15 protein-coding genes are annotated in these 19,813 nt (G+C 44.6%); 4 read left to right on the top strand and 11 right to left on the bottom strand.

Going from position 1 to position 19,813, the window contains the following annotated elements; translation table 11 throughout:
- Nucleotides 1-123: 123 nt before the first annotated feature.
- The 4 genes from R7P64_RS21155 to speA form a co-directional block, all read right to left on the bottom strand.
- Entirely contained in the window at nt 124-2,289 is a 2,166-nt protein-coding gene (locus tag R7P64_RS21155; RefSeq protein WP_318118817.1) for a S9 family peptidase, read from the bottom strand.
- A 310-nt stretch (nt 2,290-2,599) separates the two neighbouring features.
- A complete protein-coding gene (gene emrD, locus R7P64_RS21160; protein ID WP_017635532.1) occupies nt 2,600-3,805 on the bottom strand; it encodes a multidrug efflux MFS transporter EmrD in 1,206 nt (401 codons plus the stop codon).
- Nucleotides 3,806-4,214: 409 nt separating this feature from the next.
- A complete protein-coding gene (gene speB, locus R7P64_RS21165) occupies nt 4,215-5,135 on the bottom strand; it encodes an agmatinase (RefSeq protein WP_005374233.1) in 921 nt (306 codons plus the stop codon).
- Nucleotide 5,136: 1 nt separating this feature from the next.
- Entirely contained in the window at nt 5,137-7,047 is a 1,911-nt protein-coding gene (speA, locus tag R7P64_RS21170) for an arginine decarboxylase (RefSeq protein ID WP_031777220.1), read from the bottom strand.
- 323 nt (nt 7,048-7,370) lie between these two features.
- On the opposite strand from speA, the gene R7P64_RS21175 reads away from it, so the two are divergent.
- A complete protein-coding gene (locus R7P64_RS21175) occupies nt 7,371-8,096 on the top strand; it encodes an MBL fold metallo-hydrolase (RefSeq protein ID WP_021035905.1) in 726 nt (241 codons plus the stop codon).
- Between the two features lie 66 nt (nt 8,097-8,162).
- Here the strand turns inward: R7P64_RS21175 and R7P64_RS21180 are convergent, their stop codons facing one another.
- The 3 genes from R7P64_RS21180 to R7P64_RS21190 all read right to left on the bottom strand — a co-directional run bounded on the left by R7P64_RS21180 (nt 8,163) and on the right by R7P64_RS21190 (nt 10,506).
- Entirely contained in the window at nt 8,163-8,591 is a 429-nt protein-coding gene (locus R7P64_RS21180) for an ATP-dependent zinc protease (protein WP_005384193.1), read from the bottom strand.
- Nucleotides 8,592-8,656: 65 nt separating this feature from the next.
- Entirely contained in the window at nt 8,657-9,562 is a 906-nt protein-coding gene (gene rimK / locus R7P64_RS21185) for a 30S ribosomal protein S6--L-glutamate ligase (RefSeq protein WP_005374224.1), read from the bottom strand.
- A gap of 329 nt (nt 9,563-9,891) precedes the next feature.
- A complete protein-coding gene (locus R7P64_RS21190) occupies nt 9,892-10,506 on the bottom strand; it encodes a TetR/AcrR family transcriptional regulator (RefSeq protein WP_021035906.1) in 615 nt (204 codons plus the stop codon).
- 155 nt (nt 10,507-10,661) lie between these two features.
- On the opposite strand from R7P64_RS21190, the gene R7P64_RS21195 reads away from it, so the two are divergent.
- Nucleotides 10,662-11,675: an MBL fold metallo-hydrolase gene (locus tag R7P64_RS21195; protein ID WP_017819715.1), complete on the top strand. Its 1,014-nt coding sequence runs from the start codon at nt 10,662-10,664 to the stop codon at nt 11,673-11,675.
- 130 nt (nt 11,676-11,805) lie between these two features.
- A complete protein-coding gene (locus R7P64_RS21200) occupies nt 11,806-12,150 on the top strand; it encodes a DUF5329 family protein (RefSeq protein WP_234499197.1) in 345 nt (114 codons plus the stop codon).
- Here R7P64_RS21200 and R7P64_RS21205 read toward each other — a convergent pair.
- Together R7P64_RS21205 and R7P64_RS21210 are read right to left on the bottom strand one after the other, a co-directional pair.
- Nucleotides 12,118-13,017 (bottom strand): LysR family transcriptional regulator, encoded by a 900-nt coding sequence (locus R7P64_RS21205; RefSeq protein ID WP_005384184.1) that lies wholly within the window; start codon nt 13,015-13,017, stop codon nt 12,118-12,120. The two genes, R7P64_RS21200 and R7P64_RS21205, sit on opposite strands and share 33 nt — an antisense overlap.
- A 1,336-nt stretch (nt 13,018-14,353) precedes the next feature.
- Complete coding sequence (locus R7P64_RS21210) at nt 14,354-14,692, bottom strand: YggL family protein (protein ID WP_005374208.1); 339 nt, start codon at nt 14,690-14,692, stop codon at nt 14,354-14,356.
- 266 nt (nt 14,693-14,958) lie between these two features.
- On the opposite strand from R7P64_RS21210, the gene R7P64_RS21215 reads away from it, so the two are divergent.
- Complete coding sequence (locus R7P64_RS21215; RefSeq protein ID WP_213962992.1) at nt 14,959-16,995, top strand: PhoX family protein; 2,037 nt, start codon at nt 14,959-14,961, stop codon at nt 16,993-16,995.
- Between the two features lie 99 nt (nt 16,996-17,094).
- Here the strand turns inward: R7P64_RS21215 and R7P64_RS21220 are convergent, their stop codons facing one another.
- Together R7P64_RS21220 and R7P64_RS21225 are read right to left on the bottom strand one after the other, a co-directional pair.
- On the bottom strand, nt 17,095-18,486 hold the full coding sequence (locus R7P64_RS21220; protein WP_005384182.1) for a glycoside hydrolase family 1 protein: 1,392 nt from the start codon (nt 18,484-18,486) through the stop codon (nt 17,095-17,097).
- Between the two features lie 191 nt (nt 18,487-18,677).
- On the bottom strand, nt 18,678-19,805 hold the full coding sequence (locus R7P64_RS21225) for a conjugal transfer protein TraF (protein WP_005384181.1): 1,128 nt from the start codon (nt 19,803-19,805) through the stop codon (nt 18,678-18,680).
- Nucleotides 19,806-19,813: the final 8 nt, after the last annotated feature.

A 19,813-nucleotide genomic window follows, 5' to 3' on the forward strand; every position in this document is an offset into this window, starting at 1 on the left:
AGAGAGGCTAGTCATTCTGTGCTTAGGTAACCCCACTCTTTGTTTAGAGAGTGCGTCTATAAAAAATGCCCGCAACTTGCGGGCATTTTTGTTGTTAGAAGAGATGCATTTCTATTAATACGCTTATTTTTTATCGAGTAAATCGAGGAAGAAGGCATACTCTAGCGCATCTTCTTTTAAGCGCTTAAATCGACCAGATGCGCCGCCGTGTCCGGCTTCCATATCGGTTTTGAACAACAAGACGTTATCGTCTGTCTTCATTTCACGAAGTTTGGCGACCCACTTCATTGGTTCAAAGTACTGTACTTGAGAGTCGTGCAAGCCAGTCGTTACCAACATATTCGGGTAGTTTTGCGCCTTGATGTTGTCGTAAGGCGAGTAACTCAACATACAGTCATAGTATGTTTTGTTATTTGGGTTACCCCATTCATCATACTCGTTGGTGGTCAATGGAATTGATTCATCGAGCATAGTGGTTACCACGTCCACAAACGGAACATGAGCGCCGATACCGCGATACAGTTCTGGTGCTTGGTTGATGATAGCCCCCATTAAGAGGCCTCCTGCAGAGCCACCAACAGCGAAGACTTTATCTTTCGCGCCATAGCCTTGTTCAACCAAACCTTTAGTCACATCAATAAAGTCGTTGAATGTATTTTGCTTGGTTAGTTTTTTACCGTCTTCATACCAAGGGCGGCCAAGCATTTCAGATCCACGAATATGAGCAATGGCGTAAACAAAGCCGCGATCCAATAGACTCAAACGTGTCGAGCGGAAAGTTGGCTCAATGGTTGCGCCATAAGATCCATAACCATATTGGTAGAGTGGATTCGTACCATCTTTCTTAAATAAGTCTTTACGATACACCAAAGAAACGGGTACTTCTTTACCGTCACGGGCTGTGACCATGATGCGTTCTGATTGGTAATTGTCAGGATTAAAATCACCAAGTACAGGTGTTTGCTTCATGATTTCTGACCCGCCCGTTTTTAGATCGAAATCGTAGTAGGTTCCTGGAGTGGTTAAACTGCTGTAATAAATACGAACTTTCTCGTTATCCAGCTCTAGGTTACCTGTCAAATAGGCAGCAAACGCATCGTCATTAAATGTGAGGGGGAATTCTTTTCCTGTTGAAAGCTGACGTACAGTGACGCTTGCTAGGCCGTTAGAGCGCTGCTCATAGACGATGTGATCATCGAATAACTCGAAGTCGACAAGTTGATTGTTGTCGTCTGCGGCAATCACATCTTGCCATTTAGAGCGGTCATGCATGTCATTTTGATGAACTTTCATCAAACGGAAGTTGACGGCTTGATAGTTAGTATAAATGTAGTACCAATCGCCTAGCTTAGAAATACTGTATTCAATGCCATCTTCACGAGGATAGAACGGTTTCGCCTTTGCTTTAGGGTTGTTCGCATCAATGATAGAGACCCCACTGGTTTCTGTACTCGAATGCCAGATATAAATATCTTCGCCATCTTTGCTTTTGCTTAGTGAGGTGTAATAGGCGCTGTCGGTTTCCTCAAAAATCAGCTCATCGCTGCTTTGTGGTGTGCCCAATACATGACGATAAACTTGGTAGCCCAATAAGGTCTGTGGATCTTTTTTGATGTAGTAAAAGGCGTTGTTATCGTTCTGCCATGCGACAGCGCTTGAGGCCCCTTCGATTTCATCTTGTAGGTAATTGCCTGTTGTCAGGTCTTTGATCTTAAGGGTGTACACGCGGCGGCTTAATGTGTCTTCGCCATACGCCAATAAGTTTTCATTCGGACTAACGTATAGGCCGCCGATACTGAAAAATTCATGTTCTTTTGCTAGTTCATTGACATCTAAAATGATTTGTTTGTCTTTGCCTGCAAAGTCTTTAGCTCGCAAATGGACTTCGTACTCGTTATCTCCGGTCACTTCACTGGAGTAGAAATAGTTGCCTTTACGAACCGGTACTGAGTTGTCGTCTTTTGCGATGCGCCCTTTAATTTCTTCAAATAGCGTATCTTGAAGTGTTTCAGTGTGCTTTAGAACGGTTTCTGCGTACTGATTTTCTTTCTCTAGGTGCTGTAAAATTTCAGGGTCTTTACGTTCGTCGTCACGCATCCAGTAGTAGTTATCAACGCGGGTATCGCCATGAATAGTCATCGCGTGAGGGACTTTTTTCGCAACCGGAGCTTGAGTTTGTTGAGCAACGATCTGTGTTTGGGAGTATTGAGTCATGCTGGGGATTCCTTGATTGCTGCATCCGGCGACAAGCGCGACCGAGACGGCCAACGTAGTTAAAGTGAAACGCATCTGATTTTATCCTTATTGTACACCCAAGTGGCCTCATCCTGAGGGCTGGGCTTTCATTTTGTTAGTGGTTTTCAGTTGTCCATTCTTTGTTATGGGGTATACCGAAAAAGTGAGAATCCTCAATATTTCGAGTTGGATACTCAATTTGAAGGGAGCTGAAAACACATTGTGTAAGCAGCTGTTATTTTTAACAAATATCAATTCGAAAGTTAAATCATTCTCATCGGGAAATCGATATAGTGTGATATGAAAAAAGGGACACACTTGTTGAGTGTGTCCCTTTTGGACTTTGAAAGTAAGCTGATAATGATCAGATAACTTGCGGTACTTCGTTTGAGTGATTGTGTGCTCGATTCACCCACATTAACCCAAGCATTGCAATTACCGACATTGCCATCATCAAAATGCCCAAAGGCATCTGGTTATGCGCTGGAAATAGTGACGCGAGCAAAGTTGCGACACCTGCCCCCAAGTTTTGCATGCCACCCAATGTCGCGCCTGCTGTTCCTGCATGGTATGGGAATGGCGCAATCGCTCCAGTTGTTGCTGCTGGGAAGAGAATACCTGCACCCAAAAAGTACACGGTTGCGCCTCCAACCAGCGTTAATGCAGTGGTTAAACCAAACAAGCCTGGGATGAGCACAATAGCAGAGCCCACAAAAATAGAGACCAAGCCTACATTTAAAGCACGACGCTCAGAGCGACGTCTTGCGATGTAGCTAGATAAGCCTGCACCCACCAAGTAACCTGGGATCGGCAATATAAACAGCAAACTTACCGTTGTTGCTGGTAATTCTAATACCCCACCTAACAACACCCCAGCTGCCGCTTCGAATACACCCACACCAGCGAATGTTGCAACCAGGCAAATCAAAAAGCCTTGAAAGCGACGGTCAGACAAAACGTGTTTGTAGCTTTTGGCTACTGGTTCGAATTTGCGTTTCTCTTTTGGTAGCGTCTCCATCATGCTTGTCATCATGGTGATCACAACCGCGATAGCAAATAGCGCTAAGAACAAGTAGCTCGACCGCCATCCGAAAGCTTCTGTTAGGTAACCGCCTAATACTGGTGCCATTAATGGTGAGAAAATCACACACATGCTAATTAAGCTGTTTGCTCTGTGTAGATCAGAGCCTTCAAAGCAATCGCGAGTCAGAGTGCGTGACATCGCACCGCCGCAGCCAATACCTAAGCCTTGGATAAAGCTACCAATCAAGAACCATTCAAATTGATGTGCAAATAATGCTACCAGTGTACCCACGATGTAGATAAGCAGCCCGACGATGATGATCGGTTTGCGTCCCAAGCGGTCCGATAGTGTGCCATACGCAAATTGCGACAAGCCATATGGGATTAGGTAACAAGCCATCACAGCTTGAAGTGATGACGCAGATACCAAAAACTCGCCCGCCATATGACCGATTGAAGGCACGTACATTGTCTGGGTCATTTGACCCACGGCAGTCAATATAGCGATTAAAAAGGTAAGTTTCGCTAATGGAAACGAAGCAGACATTTGCGTATCTCTCCAAAAAATTTAAGACGTAAAAACCCTTAGCGCTCTTTTATAGAGTGCCAACTGAATTCTTGTGTTGCGGGGGTATTTGCGCGAGATAATAGTGCTTGCTTGTATAATTAGCAATCGAAAAGTGTGAAGTTGAGCAAGATAAAAATCTATGATTTCAATTAGAAAAACTAATCCGATTTTGTTTTCAAAAAGAGATGCATTTCTTTGTCTAATTAAGTTAAATCTTTTACTTTTCGTGAATAGAATGAGCCTTATAGGTAACTGGTTTTAATGGTTAAAGTGCAAAAATAAAGCGTCTGCTCGGTTGATCTGAGTTCAAGATGAAACGAGTGAATAAAAGGTAGAGGAAGGCATCAGAAAGAAAAGGGAGCCGAAGCTCCCTTAGAAATGATTATGTCTATTCGCGCTCAGATGCGTATGCGTAAAGCATTTCTAGTGCGATGGTTGCTCCCGCTAGTGCGGTAACATCACTGTGGTCGTATGGAGGCGATACTTCGACAACATCCATACCCACGATATTCATGCCGGCTAAACCACGAATAATTTTCAGCGCTTTGTCTGAGTTCAAGCCACCACAAACTGGTGTACCAGTTCCCGGTGCGAAGGCCGGGTCTAAGCAGTCGATGTCAAAAGTGACATATACTGGCTTGTCTGCGACGGTGCGACGAATTTCTTCTAGGATCTCGTTCACCGACATGTCATTCGCTTGCATCGCATTAATCACATTGAAGCCGTGATCTTGCTGTTTGTACTCCGTACGAATGCCGATTTGTATTGAGTTCTTTGCTGAGATCAAACCTTCTTTCGGCGCATGGTAGAACATCGTACCGTGGTCGTATGAACTGCCATTTGCGTAGGTATCCGTATGAGCATCAAAGTGAATCAGAGCCATTTGACCATGATGCTTCGCGTAGGCACGCAGGATAGGCAGTGTGATGAAGTGGTCACCGCCCAATCCCAACATGGTTTTACCGCTTTTTAGAATTTCACTGGTTGCCGCCTCTAGACGGTAAGTGAAATCTTCCGCATCACCGCAATCGAACACAAGGTCGCCCGCGTCGATCACTTTCAGTTTATCCAATACGTTGAAGCTCCACGGGAACTTCTTACCTTCCCATGCCAAGTTGACTGAGGCACGGCGAATTGCATCTGGACCCATACGCGCACCTGGACGACCAGATGTTGCCATGTCCAGAGGGACTCCCAACACCACAACGTCTGCGTCTGCCGATACCGGGTTACGAATGTACGGCAGACGTAAAAACGACATAGAGTTGGAGTAAAGCGAATAATCAGTTTTAGTAAACAAATCATTCATATCAGAAGTCCTCTAAATAGGTGTATCCTGCTAGACCTTGTTCTAGTTCTGCTAGGATTTGTGCTTGTTCATTGGCTTCAACTCGCTGTGAAACCAATTGTTTATAATTGTCACGAATCGCATCCACGTCGATATGAACGTAGCGCATCATGTCTTCTACACTATCACCTTCGTTGATGTAACTGATCTCAAATTGACCGTGTTCATCAACATTGACTACAGCACTGTGGGTATCACCAAATAGGTTGTGCATGTCACCAAGGATTTCTTGGTATGCGCCTACTAGGAAAAAGCCCATTAAGTACGGTTTGTCTTTGCTCCAAGCTGGTACAGGTAGCGTGCTCTCGATGCCTTGACCATCAACGTAGTGATCGATCGCGCCATCAGAGTCACATGTGATGTCCAACATCACTGCACGACGCTCTTCCGCCTCGCCAAGACCAGAAAGTGGCAGAACAGGGAACACCTGATCAATACCCCAAGCATCTGGTAGAGATTGGAAGAGAGAGAAGTTCACGAAGAACTTATCTGCAAGACGTTCGCTCAACTCGTCCAGAATCGGACGGTGGAAGCGATTCTTAGTGCTCATCTTGCGGCTTAATTCGAAGTAAATGCGCAGTGACAATTGTTCTGCCCACGCACGTTGTTCCAAGTTAAGCACGCCTGTAGCAAATTGAGAGTGCACTTCTGCCAAATCACTTTGGGTATCATTGTAAATCTCAATTAACGCACGAGCGTCTGTACCATCTTGTAAGTTTTCCCAGTTTCGCCACATGTTTTGTAGCAAAAGCGGAGCGTCATCATCACGCTCATGTACTTCTTCCGGTAGGTACGATTCGGTACCAATTACGTTAGAAATCAATACAGCGTGGTGCGCTGTTAGCGAGCGACCCGATTCCGAAATGATCACTGGCATTGGTTGTTCGTATTGCAGACACACATCGCCCACTGTGTTGACGATATTACGTGCGTATTCTGCAAGGCCGTAGTTCATCGAATTCGATGATTGGCTGCGTGTGCCGTCATAATCCACTGCCAAGCCGCCGCCCACATCGAAGTACTCGATGTTTGCACCGAGTGCGCGTAGTTCGCAGTAGAAACGTGCAGACTCGTTCACACCATTGCGTACATCACGGATGTTTGCCATCTGTGAACCAAGGTGGAAGTGAACCAGTTGCATCGCGTCTAGGTTGCCTTCGCGTTTAAGACGTTCAATAACGCTAAGCACTTGCGATGCTGATAAACCAAACTTCGATTTTTCACCGCCACTTGCTTGCCATTTCCCTGCGCCTTGAGAGGCGAGGCGAATGCGTAAACCAAGGCGCGGTTTTACGCCCAAACTTTTCGCTTCTTCTAGTACCAGATCCAGCTCAGAAAGCTTCTCTAGTACGATGAATACTTTGTGGCCTAGCTTTTCACCGATCAGTGCAAGACGCACATACTCACGGTCTTTGTAGCCATTACACACGATCACGGAGCTACCTTGTTGAGCCAATGCAAGTACCGCCAACAATTCTGGCTTGCTACCCGCTTCAAGACCAAGCTGCTTGGTTTCTAGTTGAGCTTGGCTCGCTAGAATTTCATCCACCACTTCACGTTGTTGGTTTACTTTAATTGGGTACACCAACAAGTATTTGTTTGGATATTGGTATTCTTCAATTGCTTGGTTGAATGCGTGGCAAATACCATGCACACGTTGGTGCACAATTTGCGGGAAGCGTACTAATACAGGCAGATTTAACTGCTTCGCTTCTAGCTCATTTACAATCGCACTGAAAGGGATTTGATGTGCACGATCACTACGTGGTGATACATATACTTCGCCTTGGTCATCAATGCCGTAGAAACCTTGGCTCCAGTAGTGAACGTTGTAGTCCGCGCGGATGCGGTCTAATTTAGTTGCTTTTTCCAACTCGATTCTCACAAAAATGTACTTAACTCCTTAATTAATTAGAAGGAAAAGTACAAAAAAGCAAATCATGAGGTATTTACCTCATACCCTGACACGAACTCCGTGTGCGCGCATTAACGGATAAAAGGGCCCTTGAGTCTAATGATTAAAATCTATCATCTCGATTATGATTTGTTGTCGTCGCTACGTGTGAATATTTGTTTACCGAAGCGTCCATTCTGCTGTTATAGTTGGTCTGACCAGTAAGGATTCGGTCATGAAGCATCTCACTAAAATAAGGACATATTTTGCAGCTGCACAGAATTCAGGGGTACATTCAGACCATGTATCTCGCCGAATATTCCGATAAATTATTGTTGCTTGATGGTGCCAGTCGAGCAGACATCCCTCATCTTAAAGACTTTATTGAACATCAACTCCATCGTCCTTTTTCTGACCTAAAGTTGGTTGTTGTGACCCACATGCATCCAGACCATGCTGGTGGTGCGCACAAACTACGTGATTTAACAGGATGCAAGCTATTGGCCGCAAAGCGAGAGAACCAGTGGTATAGCGGTGTAGACGGTTGGCTAATGCATTTGACCGATTTGATGTTAGCACGCTGGATGGCGAATCGGATGCGTAAACCAAAGCAAAACCTGTGGTATTCCCGCAAGCTAAAGCCAGATATTGAACTTATTGATGGACAGTTTATTCCTGGATTTGATGATTGGCAGGTGCTAGAAACGCTAGGGCATACCGACCGAGATCTGTCGGTTTATCATTCTGAACAAGATGTGTTGTATGTGGCGGATTTAATGGTGCAGGTGAAAAAGCATCTGATTGCGCCGTTTCCCATATTTCATCCGAATCAATATCGGCAATCATTAAAGCGTGTGTTTGAGATGAATCCGCAATGTTTGCTTTTGGCACATGGGGGAGAGGTGACTTTGGATGAAAAAGCGTATCAGCACATTTTGAATACAGCGCCGACTAAGCCAATGACGCACTGGCGAGTGACAAAAGTTAAAGCGAAGGGATTGTTGTTTGCGTTATTTCGTAGGAAGTAGGCGAAGATAAAGCCAGACGAGTGATGCTCAACAAAAACGTTCGATCACTCATCTGAAGCTACGGGGTTAAGATGCCAATAAGTGAGATTGGCTAGGATCAACGAGCACTTTGTCTGCCATGCCCTGACGACCTAACAACATCATGTAAGTCATTTTTTCACGGTTAGTCAACGTAATGTCGATTGGCCATTGTTGGTCGCCCATACGCAGCATCGTTGTGATCACGCAGCGGTGCTCAAAAGTACCGTTAGAAGATTTAACCTTACGGTTTGCTTTTAGTTTCGCTGTGCAGCGAACCACTTGTTCTAAATGGTATACATCTGGGTGCAGATCGAATGCAACATAAGACTGACCATCTTTTTCAAAGCAATCAATATTGTCTACATGTAATGAAGAGGTTTGAGCGCCTGTATCAATACGCGCTTCAAGGTGAGTAATCCCTAACTCTGGCAAGCAAATAGCTTCGGCATTCCCAATGATCATTTTCTGATTCATAGTGTCATCCTAGCGACGAGTAACAAGAGAGCCGGCTTTTGGCTCTCTTGTGCGTTAAACAAAAATCAACCTTTACCGCGAGTACGGTTTGAATTTGGCTTAGCGTTTTTCTCGATAAAATCGAAGATCATACCTGCAATGTTTTTACCAGTTGCTAGTTCGATGCCTTCTAGACCAGGGGAAGAGTTCACTTCCATTACCACTGGGCCATTTTTAGATTGAAGGATATCCACACCACAAAGGTTCAAGCCCATCACTTTCGCTGCATTTACAGCGGTCGCACGCTCTTCTTTGCTCAAACGCACGAGTTGTGCAGAGCCACCACGGTGAAGGTTAGAACGGAACTCGCCTTCCTTTGCTTGGCGCTTCATTGCGGCAATCACCTTATTTCCGACAACAAAACAGCGGATGTCCGCGCCTTTTGCTTCTTCGATAAATTCTTGCACCATGATGTTAGCTTTCAAACCCATGAAAGCTTCAATCACACTTTCTGCCGCTTTATTTGTTTCAGCAAGTACAACACCAATGCCTTGAGTGCCTTCTAGCAATTTAATCACTAGAGGTGCGCCACCAACGTTTTTGATCACGTCCTGAATGTTGTCAGGATGGTGAGCAAAGCCAGTGCGTGGCAAACCGATGCCTTTACGTGATAGCAATTGCAATGAGCGCAACTTGTCACGAGAGCGGCTGATCGCGACAGATTCGTTGACACAAAATGTACCCATCATTTCAAACTGACGTACAACAGCAGTGCCGTAAAACGTAATAGATGCCCCAATACGCGGAATAACAGCATCGTATTGCGGTAATTCTTCACCCTTGTAGCGGATCTTAGGGTTGTTGCTCGTAATGTCCATATAACAGTGAAGCGTGTCGATCACATCGATTTGATGCCCACGTTCTTCACCCGCCTGTTTTAGGCGCATGGTTGAATATAAATTCTCATTACGAGAGAGAATAGCAATACGCATGGCAATTCCTTAGTAAGTCAGTACCAAATTAAAATATAAGTATAGAGCATAGAATGCAGTAGGCAGGTGATCATGTTATGACATAACCTACTTACTTCAACGATTTAGAATTGTGGTTGAACAACCACGTCGTCAGAGGTGCGCACCTTAGGGCGTTTTTTTGTGAGATGAAAACGAAAAAGCATCGTCGACACGACAAAAATATTTTATCGAACGCTCACGCCTTGCGGTATGAGACTGTCAAGGGTGAGATAAATAAAATTGAGCAAAAATTTCATCGCTTTGTCACGAATTATCGCTTAAAAAAGCGGCCAATTTGACCGCTGTTTTTAGCTGTTTTGATAGTGACTTAAAAAAAGTTCCGCCGTTTGGGTAGCTAACAGCCTAGATTCTTCATTCGACAAAGAGGGGCGAATTCCCATTAACTGCGGCCAGAATGCACTGCCTTTAAGTAAGTTGTGCAATTGAGTGCTTGCTATATGTACATCATCAATTTGCAAAGCGCCACTGTTCGATTTCTCCGTAAGCCAGCGGTACAGGGCGGTTTCCTGTTTCGACATTTGTTCTGCTTGTTCTTTGAGATCTTCCGGCTTAAATAAGAAGTGCCCAAATGCCACTTTTGCCAGCTCAATATAGTTTGGTTCCGTCACCACAATGATCTCGCTGTAGAGTAATTCAATCAATTGATCTTTAAGTGGCAGAGTGGCCAAGCGTTTAATATCGCTTTCCATCATTGACGAACGCCAAAGCTCAGTCAGCAACTCCGTCACGATCGCTTCCTTAGAAGGGAAGTGATTATAGACCGTGCGCTTAGAGACTTGTGCGATTGAAGAGAGCTTATCCATGCTGGTGTTTTGCACTCCAAACTCTTGAAACGCTTGCCTTGCCGCGCACAAGATGGCTTCTCTTTTGGTTTCGCTACGACTTTTTCTTTTTACATTCATAAGCTTGCTAAGTTAAGAAGATCATTTCTTGATCTATTTTACACTAAGTAGTTTACTTTTGATAATTAGAATGTAAACTGCACCGTGTAGTTTACTTTTGTTCGGGTTAACTTTTTATGAAAAAAACTTTGCTAGCCACAGTAGGAGCGTTCGCGATGGGTACATCCATGATTTCTTGTTCTAATGTTGATACTGAAAAAGCGCCAACATACCCGGACAAATTTGCAAATACAGAGTTGGAATACAAAAGCGGTTTGGGCGACATGTTCGAAATCATGAAAGCGTATTTTACGACTGAGCGCCTTAACCCAACACCAACGATTGAAATTCCAGTGCATGCGATCACAGCGCAGCAGCTGTTAGAAGAGCACGATGACGTCATCTATCGTCTGGGTCACTCAAGCGTATTAATGAAGCTCGATGGAAAACTGGTGATGACCGACCCTGTATTCAGTGATCGCGCGTCTCCTGTGAAATGGGCTGGGCCAAAACGTTTTCACAAAACTCCCATCACGATAGAAGATTTGCCAACTATCGATGTGGTGGTGATCAGTCATGACCATTACGATCACCTAGATAAAGCTTCTATTAAAGTGCTAGGCGACAAGGTGGGCACTTTCTTGGTGCCGTTAAAAGTGGGGCAATTACTGGTTAACTGGGGGGTGCCGAAGGAGAAAGTGATCGAGCTAGATTGGTGGGAGTCACATTCTGTCGACGGCATTGAATATACATTGACTCCGACTCAGCATTTCTCCGGTCGAGGTTTGACAGACCGCGATACGACGCTGTGGGGCAGTTGGGTTATCAATGCACAACAACACAAAGTGTTCTTCAGTGGTGACTCTGGTTACTTCAATGGCTTTAAAGAGATTGGCGAAAAGTACGGTCCATTTGACTTCACCATGATTGAAACAGGTGCGTACAATGAACTCTGGTCAGACATTCACATGTTCCCAGAGCAAAGCGTTCAAGCACACATCGATGTGCAGGGCAAAGTTATGATGCCGATCCATAACAGCACGTTTGATTTATCGATGCACGATTGGAATGAACCGATGCAACGCGCGTTAGACATCAGTGAAGAGCGCGGTGTAACGTTAGTTAGCCCTGAGATTGGTCAACGCTTGGCGATTGCGGAGCCTCAGCCTGCTCGGGCATGGTGGCAATAATTGCTGAGCTAAGCAGCCAAACACCAGAATAGTTAAGTCACTTATCAGTAGTTACTATTAGTAGTTAGTAGTTAGTAGTTAGTAGTTAGTAGTTAGTAGTTACGTGGCCAGGGATAAGGATAAAGGTGCGATGAAAGCAAAGTGGACGTTGTTACTTACATTAAGCATTCTGCCTACCTTTGCACTAGCAGGGGTAGAGCAAGATATCTCGACGTTGATAAAACGAGTTGAGCAATCCTCTTGCACTTTTATCCGCAACGGCAAGTCGTACACTAATCAAGAAGCAGCAGAACACATGCGCAATAAATGGGATTACGCCAAAGATGACGTTGATTCCGTGGATGTGTTTATAAAAGAAGTTGCGTCGAAAAGTTGGTTATCTGGCAAACCATATTGGGGGGATTGCCAAGAGGAACGCATTACCAGCGAAGAGTGGCTAACATCATTGATGCGCACCACCGATCACATCCAATAACACTTCTTTGATGGTCTGATAGCGCAGAGGTAGAGCACGACTGCGCTTACGAACCAGAAATAGCTCTTCACATACAGTGTTTTTCAATTGAGCAATGTGTAACGTGTCTTTTAGCGGAAAATTGTCGACCGCACTTTGAGGCAGCACGGTGAAGCCAAGTCCTTTGCTGACAGGTAGCAAAATTTGGCTCAATTGATTTACGTAGCCGGATAATGGTAAATCGCTCATCTTAATTTCTTGGAGCTGTGGTTCTTCACACTGGTCAAAAAACAGCGTCATGTAATGCTCGGCATCAGGGTGGCTAATGACACCACAGTCATGCAAGAGTTGTGGCGTTATCTGCTTATTTTGATAATGCTTTGGCAGAACCAAGCACAACCTCTCTTTACCAATTCGCTCACTGTGAAACAGACCTTTGTTGGGAACATCAGTCACGATACCAATATCGATGTGCCCTTGCGTTATGGCGTTGAGAATAGATTGATTTGGCGCGGCTTCTAAATGTAACGATAAGCTCGGGTGCTGTTTTTGCTTCTCCAAAATGGGCCCATACAACATTAACGCCATTGCACCAGAACAAGCCAGTTTACAGTGGCCTGAAAACGCATCATCAAAACTGAGCTCTTCGAGCAGCTTCTTCTCTCTATCTTCTAACTCGAGCGCATATGCGTAGACAATCCTGCCTTGCTCGGTTAATTCGAAGCTTTTGTTTTCGCGCTTGATCAAGGCATGCTGACAACTTTGCTCTAATTTTTTGATGTGTTGGCTGACGCCAGGCTGAGTCATAAAAAGTTTTTCTGCCGTTTGCGTAAAATGACCGACTTCAATCAATGTCTTAAATGTATGTAACCAAACAGGATTAAGCATAGTGTGTGATTTTCTGAGAGCTTCGTTGGGAGACGTAAAGAAAATGATAGCACGGTGTTTTATGAAAACAGAGAAGACTTAAACGATAAAGATGAATCTTTATCAATACATTACAGACAAAATAAAACCCCGCCTGGTTTCCCAGACGGGGCTTATTCTTTTTCGCAGCAATCCAGCTACTAATAGGTGCTCCCTGCATCTATCCTTGATTGTGGCTAAGTCCTTTAACCGAGTTCCTTGTTCATCGCCTTCCTAGCGGTGTCCATTCTTGCCTATCATCCTGACGGGCGAACTCTATCCTAGAGCTTAACTACATCCTTGCTGACAACTCATCCTAAGCTATCAAATCTTCATCCTGAAGATACCCAATCCTTTAGGCTTTTTTCCTGTTCCCGCCAACATCCTGTCGACAAGTTGAGTATTGATGTTTTGCTGATTTGACTCAATTAACTTTTCTAAATTATTTTTACTTATTATTTTAAGTGAATTTAAATATTACTTTTAAATCATATGCTTAATGTTTTTTCTGGCATTGCTCTTAGAGGTGATTAATCTATTTGCTTACAACTCTTGTAAGAGATCTCGCACAGGTTTGGTGGTGAATGTATTAATGTGCGCTTTTTGTTCCGAGTTCTGTGGATTGAACTGGATCACAATGCGTTAAAAGGGAGGCGATAAAGATGAAAGTGAATTGATCTTGAGTAGAGATTTGTTTGAAAAGAAATAAAAAATCTTGCGGTTTTTATAAACAGTATGGTAAATCTGAAATGCCCACCTTGTTAATCCTTATTAAGATTCAATGACAGTATAAGTAGGGAACTTGATTGCCATTTTTCTGTCATATCTGGTGAGTAAGTTAACTGTGTCAGATAGATAATATGCCGTTTGCCAGTAAAAACAGGCTGCAAGAAATCGGTAATTATCATTATGTTGTGAAATTGGTCACGGTTAAATGATTGATTCCCTTATAGATTGAAGGGGATACGACCTTAGACAATAAGCTCCATGAGGAGCGTTACTTATATAAGATGAGGGACTTTACTATGAAAAAGACTAGAAGAGCTCAGCTACATCGTGTGCGTATTCAATACTGGAAAGACACGAAAGACGCCCCAGCTAAAAAATCATAGTTAATTATACCTAAAGGCACGAGCTGGCTGTGGAACACAGTTTCCCGTTGATTGCCAGCTCAAAAACACCACAATCACATTCACTCCGCGCAACTTCCCAAACCCCTATTTTTACTATCGCATTCTTCAAAAAATAAAAAAGCCAGTCTTAAGACCAGCTTTCTCTACCATTTACTGAGCTCTGCGTATTACAGGTTGCCCTTTAGTTACAGGTAGTTGGCGTCAACTAGTTCGCCCGCTTGCGCGCTTTTCACTTCTGGACGTGCTTCTAACCATTTAATAACTTGCGCTTTCTGTTCTTCAGTCGCACTGCCGTAACGGTCAGTAGAACATAGGAAGCCTTCAAACAGTTCTAGACCACCGCCACCGAAGCAAAGACCAAGCTCGTCAATGTAGTCGATAAAGTCATCAACGAATGCATCGTAACGGTCGAAGTCGTTAATGTCTGTTTCACAGCTGATCTCGAAACCTAGGATTGCGAACTCACCTAAGAACAGCTTTTTACGGATACGACGGCTCTTGTTATCGATCTTGTCTAATTTCATGATTATCTCTCGTAGATGATTTGATTTCGTACACCTTATACCTTCTATCACACTTTAGCCCAAGTAAAATCAGAATGAAGCGATACAGTTGGTGATTATGTGACCAGAATTTAATTGCTTCGTTAGCTGTGTTGGTTGGTTTGCAGTATTGTTGAAACACAAGTTTCATATGTTTTAAGCACTTTTGTCATTTTTCTTATCCAAACTTCTTGCCGTTCAACTAATCACTTATTTATTAATTAAACTATAAGATCGGGAAAGTAAAAATGAGCAAGGAAACCTTTGACGCGACGCGTTATAACCAAAGTGAAAACAAACCATTTGAAGAAGTATTAGAAGCGAGCCTATCTCGACGCAGCATTCTGAAAGGTGGTTTAGGTATCAGTGCGATGACAGCGTTTGGTGCTTTCGGATTGGCTGGTTGTAACTCGTCTGACTCAGGGAGTACAGTAAGCAGTGGTTCGGGCGCATCTAAAGCCGTTCTTAACTTTGAATCTATCCCTGGCTCACTCACTGACGCAGTTTCAATTCCACAAGGCTACACCGCACAAGTACTAGTACCTTGGGGAACACCACTTAATGCGCAAGGCAGCGCATGGCAAAATGATGGTACCAACACCAGTACCGATCAGTTAAATGCGCTAGGCATGCACCATGACGGCATGCATTTTTTCCCATTGAACGATAGTACTACAGATGGCTTGCTATGTATTAACCACGAGTACATCGACACATCAGCACTGCATCCAAATGGTCCGACGGTTGAAAATGGCGTACGTACCATTGTAGATGAAGTGCGTAAAGAGATTAACGCGCACGGTGTGTCAGTGGTTCGCATTCAACTGGAAGACAACATGTGGAAGTTGGTTGATACCGACCCACTAAACCGTCGTTATACTGGTGCGACAGTCATGGATTTGTCTGGCCCGGTGGCCTACACATCTTTAACTGTCACTCGTTTCTCACCAGATGGCAGCCAAGCGCGTGGTACGTTAAACAACTGTGGCAACGGCTACACGCCGTGGGGCACGTACTTAACGTGTGAAGAGAACTGGCCTGGTTACTTTGTTAACGCCGGGACTCGTACAGAAGAGCAAGATCGCATTGGTGTTGATGACCAAAGCACACGCTACTTGTGGGAGACATTAGCAGGAAATGCAGAAGAGCGTCTTGATGAGTTCTCTCGCTTTAATGTGGCTCCAACAGGAGCAAGTGCGATGGATGATTACCGTAATGAAGCCAATGGTCACGGTTACATTGTCGAGATTGACCCTTACACGCAAAACTCACGTGCGAAGAAACGTACTGCGCTAGGTCGTTTCCGTCACGAGGGCTGTACTTTCGGTAAGCTTGAAGAAGGCAAACCAGTGGTATTTTATTCTGGTCACGATTCTCGCTTTGAATACCTATACAAATTTGAATCTGCGGCAGCGTGGGATCCAGCAGATGCTAACCCTGATAACCGCTTGGCGATGGGTGACAAGTACATGGACGAAGGCACACTGTATGTGGCGCGCTTCAATGAAGACAGCACAGGTACTTGGTTACCATTAACGCTTGATAGCGTAACAACCGCTGGTGGTACGTTAGCGGATCACTTTAACTCACTGGCTGAAATTATCATCAATACTGCTGGCGCGGCGGATTTAGTTGGGGCAACACCAATGGATCGACCAGAGTGGTGTACGGTTGATCCATTCACGGGTTCAGTATATTTAACATTGACGAACAATACGCGCCGTACAGATGAAACCAATCCTGCGAATCCACGTTTGAATAATAAGTTTGGTCATGTTATTCGTTGGGATGAAGGAGCTTCAGCAACTGACTTTACTTGGGATATCTTTGTGTTTGGTTCGCCAGCAAATGGTGATGCAGATACCAACCGTTCTGGCTTGAATGAGCTAAACCAGTTTGCGAGCCCAGACGGATTAGCGTTTGATGGCCGTGGTATTTTGTGGATTCAGACTGATAACGGCGCAGATGAAGTCACGTCTTACACCAATGATCAAATGTTGGCTGTTGTTCCATCTAAGCTAACAGATGAGAATGGTGATCAAGCTGTGATTGGTGCGGATAATCAAGCTGAATTGAAACGCTTCTTTGTCGGACCAAATGGTTGTGAAGTAACAGGCTTTACCATCAGCCCTGATTACAAATCATTGTTTGTGAATATTCAGCACCCAGGTAACTGGCCATACAGTGAAGATGCAGCCGAAGAAACGCCTGCTGGTGTTTCTGTGCGCCCACGAGCGGCGACAGTGGTTATTCGCCGTGAAGACGGTGGAGAGATTGCAGTTTAATCTCTAAATGAATAAACACCTTAAAATTCAAGCCCTGCAATTGCAGGGCTTGATGGTTTAGGCGAATGCCTAGTTGCACTTTATACCTAGACAACAGGCTTAGCTTTTCAATGAACCGCCTGAAGTACGAATCACGTCTTGATACCAGAAAAAGCTTTTCTTACGTTTACGTTCTAGCGTTCCTTGCCCATCATCATGACGATCGACATAGATAAAGCCGTAACGTTTGCTCATCTCAGCGGTTGAATTCGCGACCAAATCGATTGGCCCCCAGCTGGTAAAGCCCATCAACTCAACGCCATCCAGAATCGCTTCGTGTGCTTGCACAAGGTGGTCGTTCAAGTAAGCGATGCGGTAATCATCTTGAATCTCACCGTTTTCATCGATTTCATCACGTGCACCTAAGCCGTTTTCTACGACAAACAGTGGTTTTTGGTAGCGATCGTGAAGGAAGTTCAGCAGAATGCGCAGGCCTTTTGGATCGATCAACCAACCCCACTGGCTCTTTTCAAGGTATGGGTTTGGTACGCTATCGACAATGTTACCCACTTCCTTCTGTTTCGGATCCGCACTTGCACAGCCACTTGCGTAGTAGCTGAATGAGATGAAATCGACACTTGCCGATGCAATTTCTTCTAAGTCGCCTGCTTCCATCTGAATTTCGATGCCGTTTTCACGGAAGTAACGCTTCATGTAGCCAGGGTACTGACCACGTGTTTGTACATCACCGAAGAACAACCACTTGTTGTTTTCATGCATTGCAGCAAGCACGTCATCAGGGTTACAGGTGTATGGGTAGTTGATTGCGCCAAGCAGCATGTTACCAATTTTGCCGTTAGGTACGATTTGCTGACACAGTTTTACCGCTTTTGCGTTTGCGACTAGCTGGTGGTGAATCGCTTGGTAAATCTCTTGTTCACTGGCGCCTTCTTGCAAACCAACACCAGTAAATGGTGCGTGTAGAGACATATTGATTTCGTTGAAGGTTAACCACAGCTTCACTTTGTCTTTGTAGCGTTCCAGCACTGTGCGAGCATAACGTTCGAAGAATTCGATGACGCGACGATCGCCCCAACCGCCATAGTTTTCAACCAGTGCGTAAGGCATTTCGTAGTGAGATAAGGTCACGAAAGGTTGGATGTTGTGCTCGGCAAGTTCGTCAAAAATTTTATCGTAGAACGCCAAACCTTCTTCGTTAGGTTCTAGTTCGTCCCCGTTCGGGAAGATGCGGCTCCATGCCAAAGAGAGACGCAGACAGTTAAAGCCCATCTCTTTGAACAGCGCGATGTCTTCTGGGTAGCGATTGTAGAAGTCGATCGCCACGTCTTTGATACCCGGTGTACGCTCTTCACGGGTTTGATGCGGACTCAAAATACCGTTTGGCAGCATGTCTGATGTCGATAACCCTTTACCCCCAAGGTTGTACGCCCCTTCTACTTGGTTTGCAGCAATGGCACCACCCCAAAGAAAATGTTCAGGAAACTTAATCATGTTTCTCACTCTTTATATTTAGGAAATGTTTGTGGATTTATTGCTTGAGAATAGTGTAGGAGACACCTCGATACTTGTATCGAGATCGTATTTTTATCAGTTCATCACCAAACGTCAGTAATGATAAACATTGATATATAGGATGGTTGTTAACAATGCCAACCTAAGTGAATTTAGATTGGCATTCATATTCAAAACGTAAATGCTAAATTCGCCGCCGCGCCAAACTGGTTATCGCCAGCGTAAGAGCCAGCGAGGTCTAAACTGATCACATCAAAAGGACTGATGCCAATGCCACCTGTCACTGAGTCATCGAGATTATTTTCTAGGTCAATTTCATAACCAGCGCGAAGTTGTGCCCACCCCCAAGCATTCCCCTCGATACCGACACGAATAAACTGAGTGTCATCGTCGAGCTCTTTAAAGCGCTTTTGTTTGGTGAGATCGGCGTCTAAGCTCAGAGCTACATAGTTCCCGACATAACCGATGCCAACTGTCGCTTGTGGTGTGAGTTCGTAGGTATAGTTGCCCAGTTTTGTTTCAATATCTTGCTCGAAGACGTCTTTTAATGAAAGGCCTGCTCTAAATGCGTTGTGATACCAAGCGACCCCAAGATCCATATTGAAAGTATTCTTTGATACTTCACTTTTGTCGTAATCCTCGATATCAAAGTCGTCTAGTGTTGTACGTTGTGTGTAGGTTTTAAGTTGTTGGTATTTTGGTGTAATACCAAATGCGAATTGTTGTTCGCCTATAGTGTAAGCACGAGATAGAGCAATACCATATTCCACATTACCGAAAGCAGTTAGGTTAACGGCAGAATTGAGGTATCGATCTGCGGTGTTTGTTGAATCTGAGATATCGGGTGCAGCAAGTATCTCCACATAACCAGTGCTAAACAGGTTTACAGACATGTAGCGCGTCGGAATAGCAATTGCGAGGCTTAGCCCTCCGTTAATGACAACTGGGACGCTCTTATCCAACTGATCGAGGAGGCGATTAAGCTCGGCCTCGTTCGCTGGAGTAGGAATGCCCTGAATACTATCATAAAGGTCTTGGGCGTCATCTACGGCTGACAACGCTTCATCCTCGTCGTGGATATTGACCCCGACAGCCGGAATGAGCAGACCGATATCATCATTTTCTCGATATAGGGCACCCAAGGCTGGGTTATGTAGGGGCGCGGTCAAATAGTCAGCAGAAACGACGCCTGTATTTCCCATACCATGACTTCGAGCGTCGGCAGCGTAAGGTGCAGAAAAAGCGTGAGGTGATAATATAAAAAGCGCTCCTGTTGCAGCTAAAGTTATTTTTCTCATAACGCATC

The sequence above is a fragment of the Vibrio sp. 2304 genome, from assembly GCF_033339475.1.
Taxonomy (GTDB): domain Bacteria; phylum Pseudomonadota; class Gammaproteobacteria; order Enterobacterales; family Vibrionaceae; genus Vibrio; species Vibrio alginolyticus.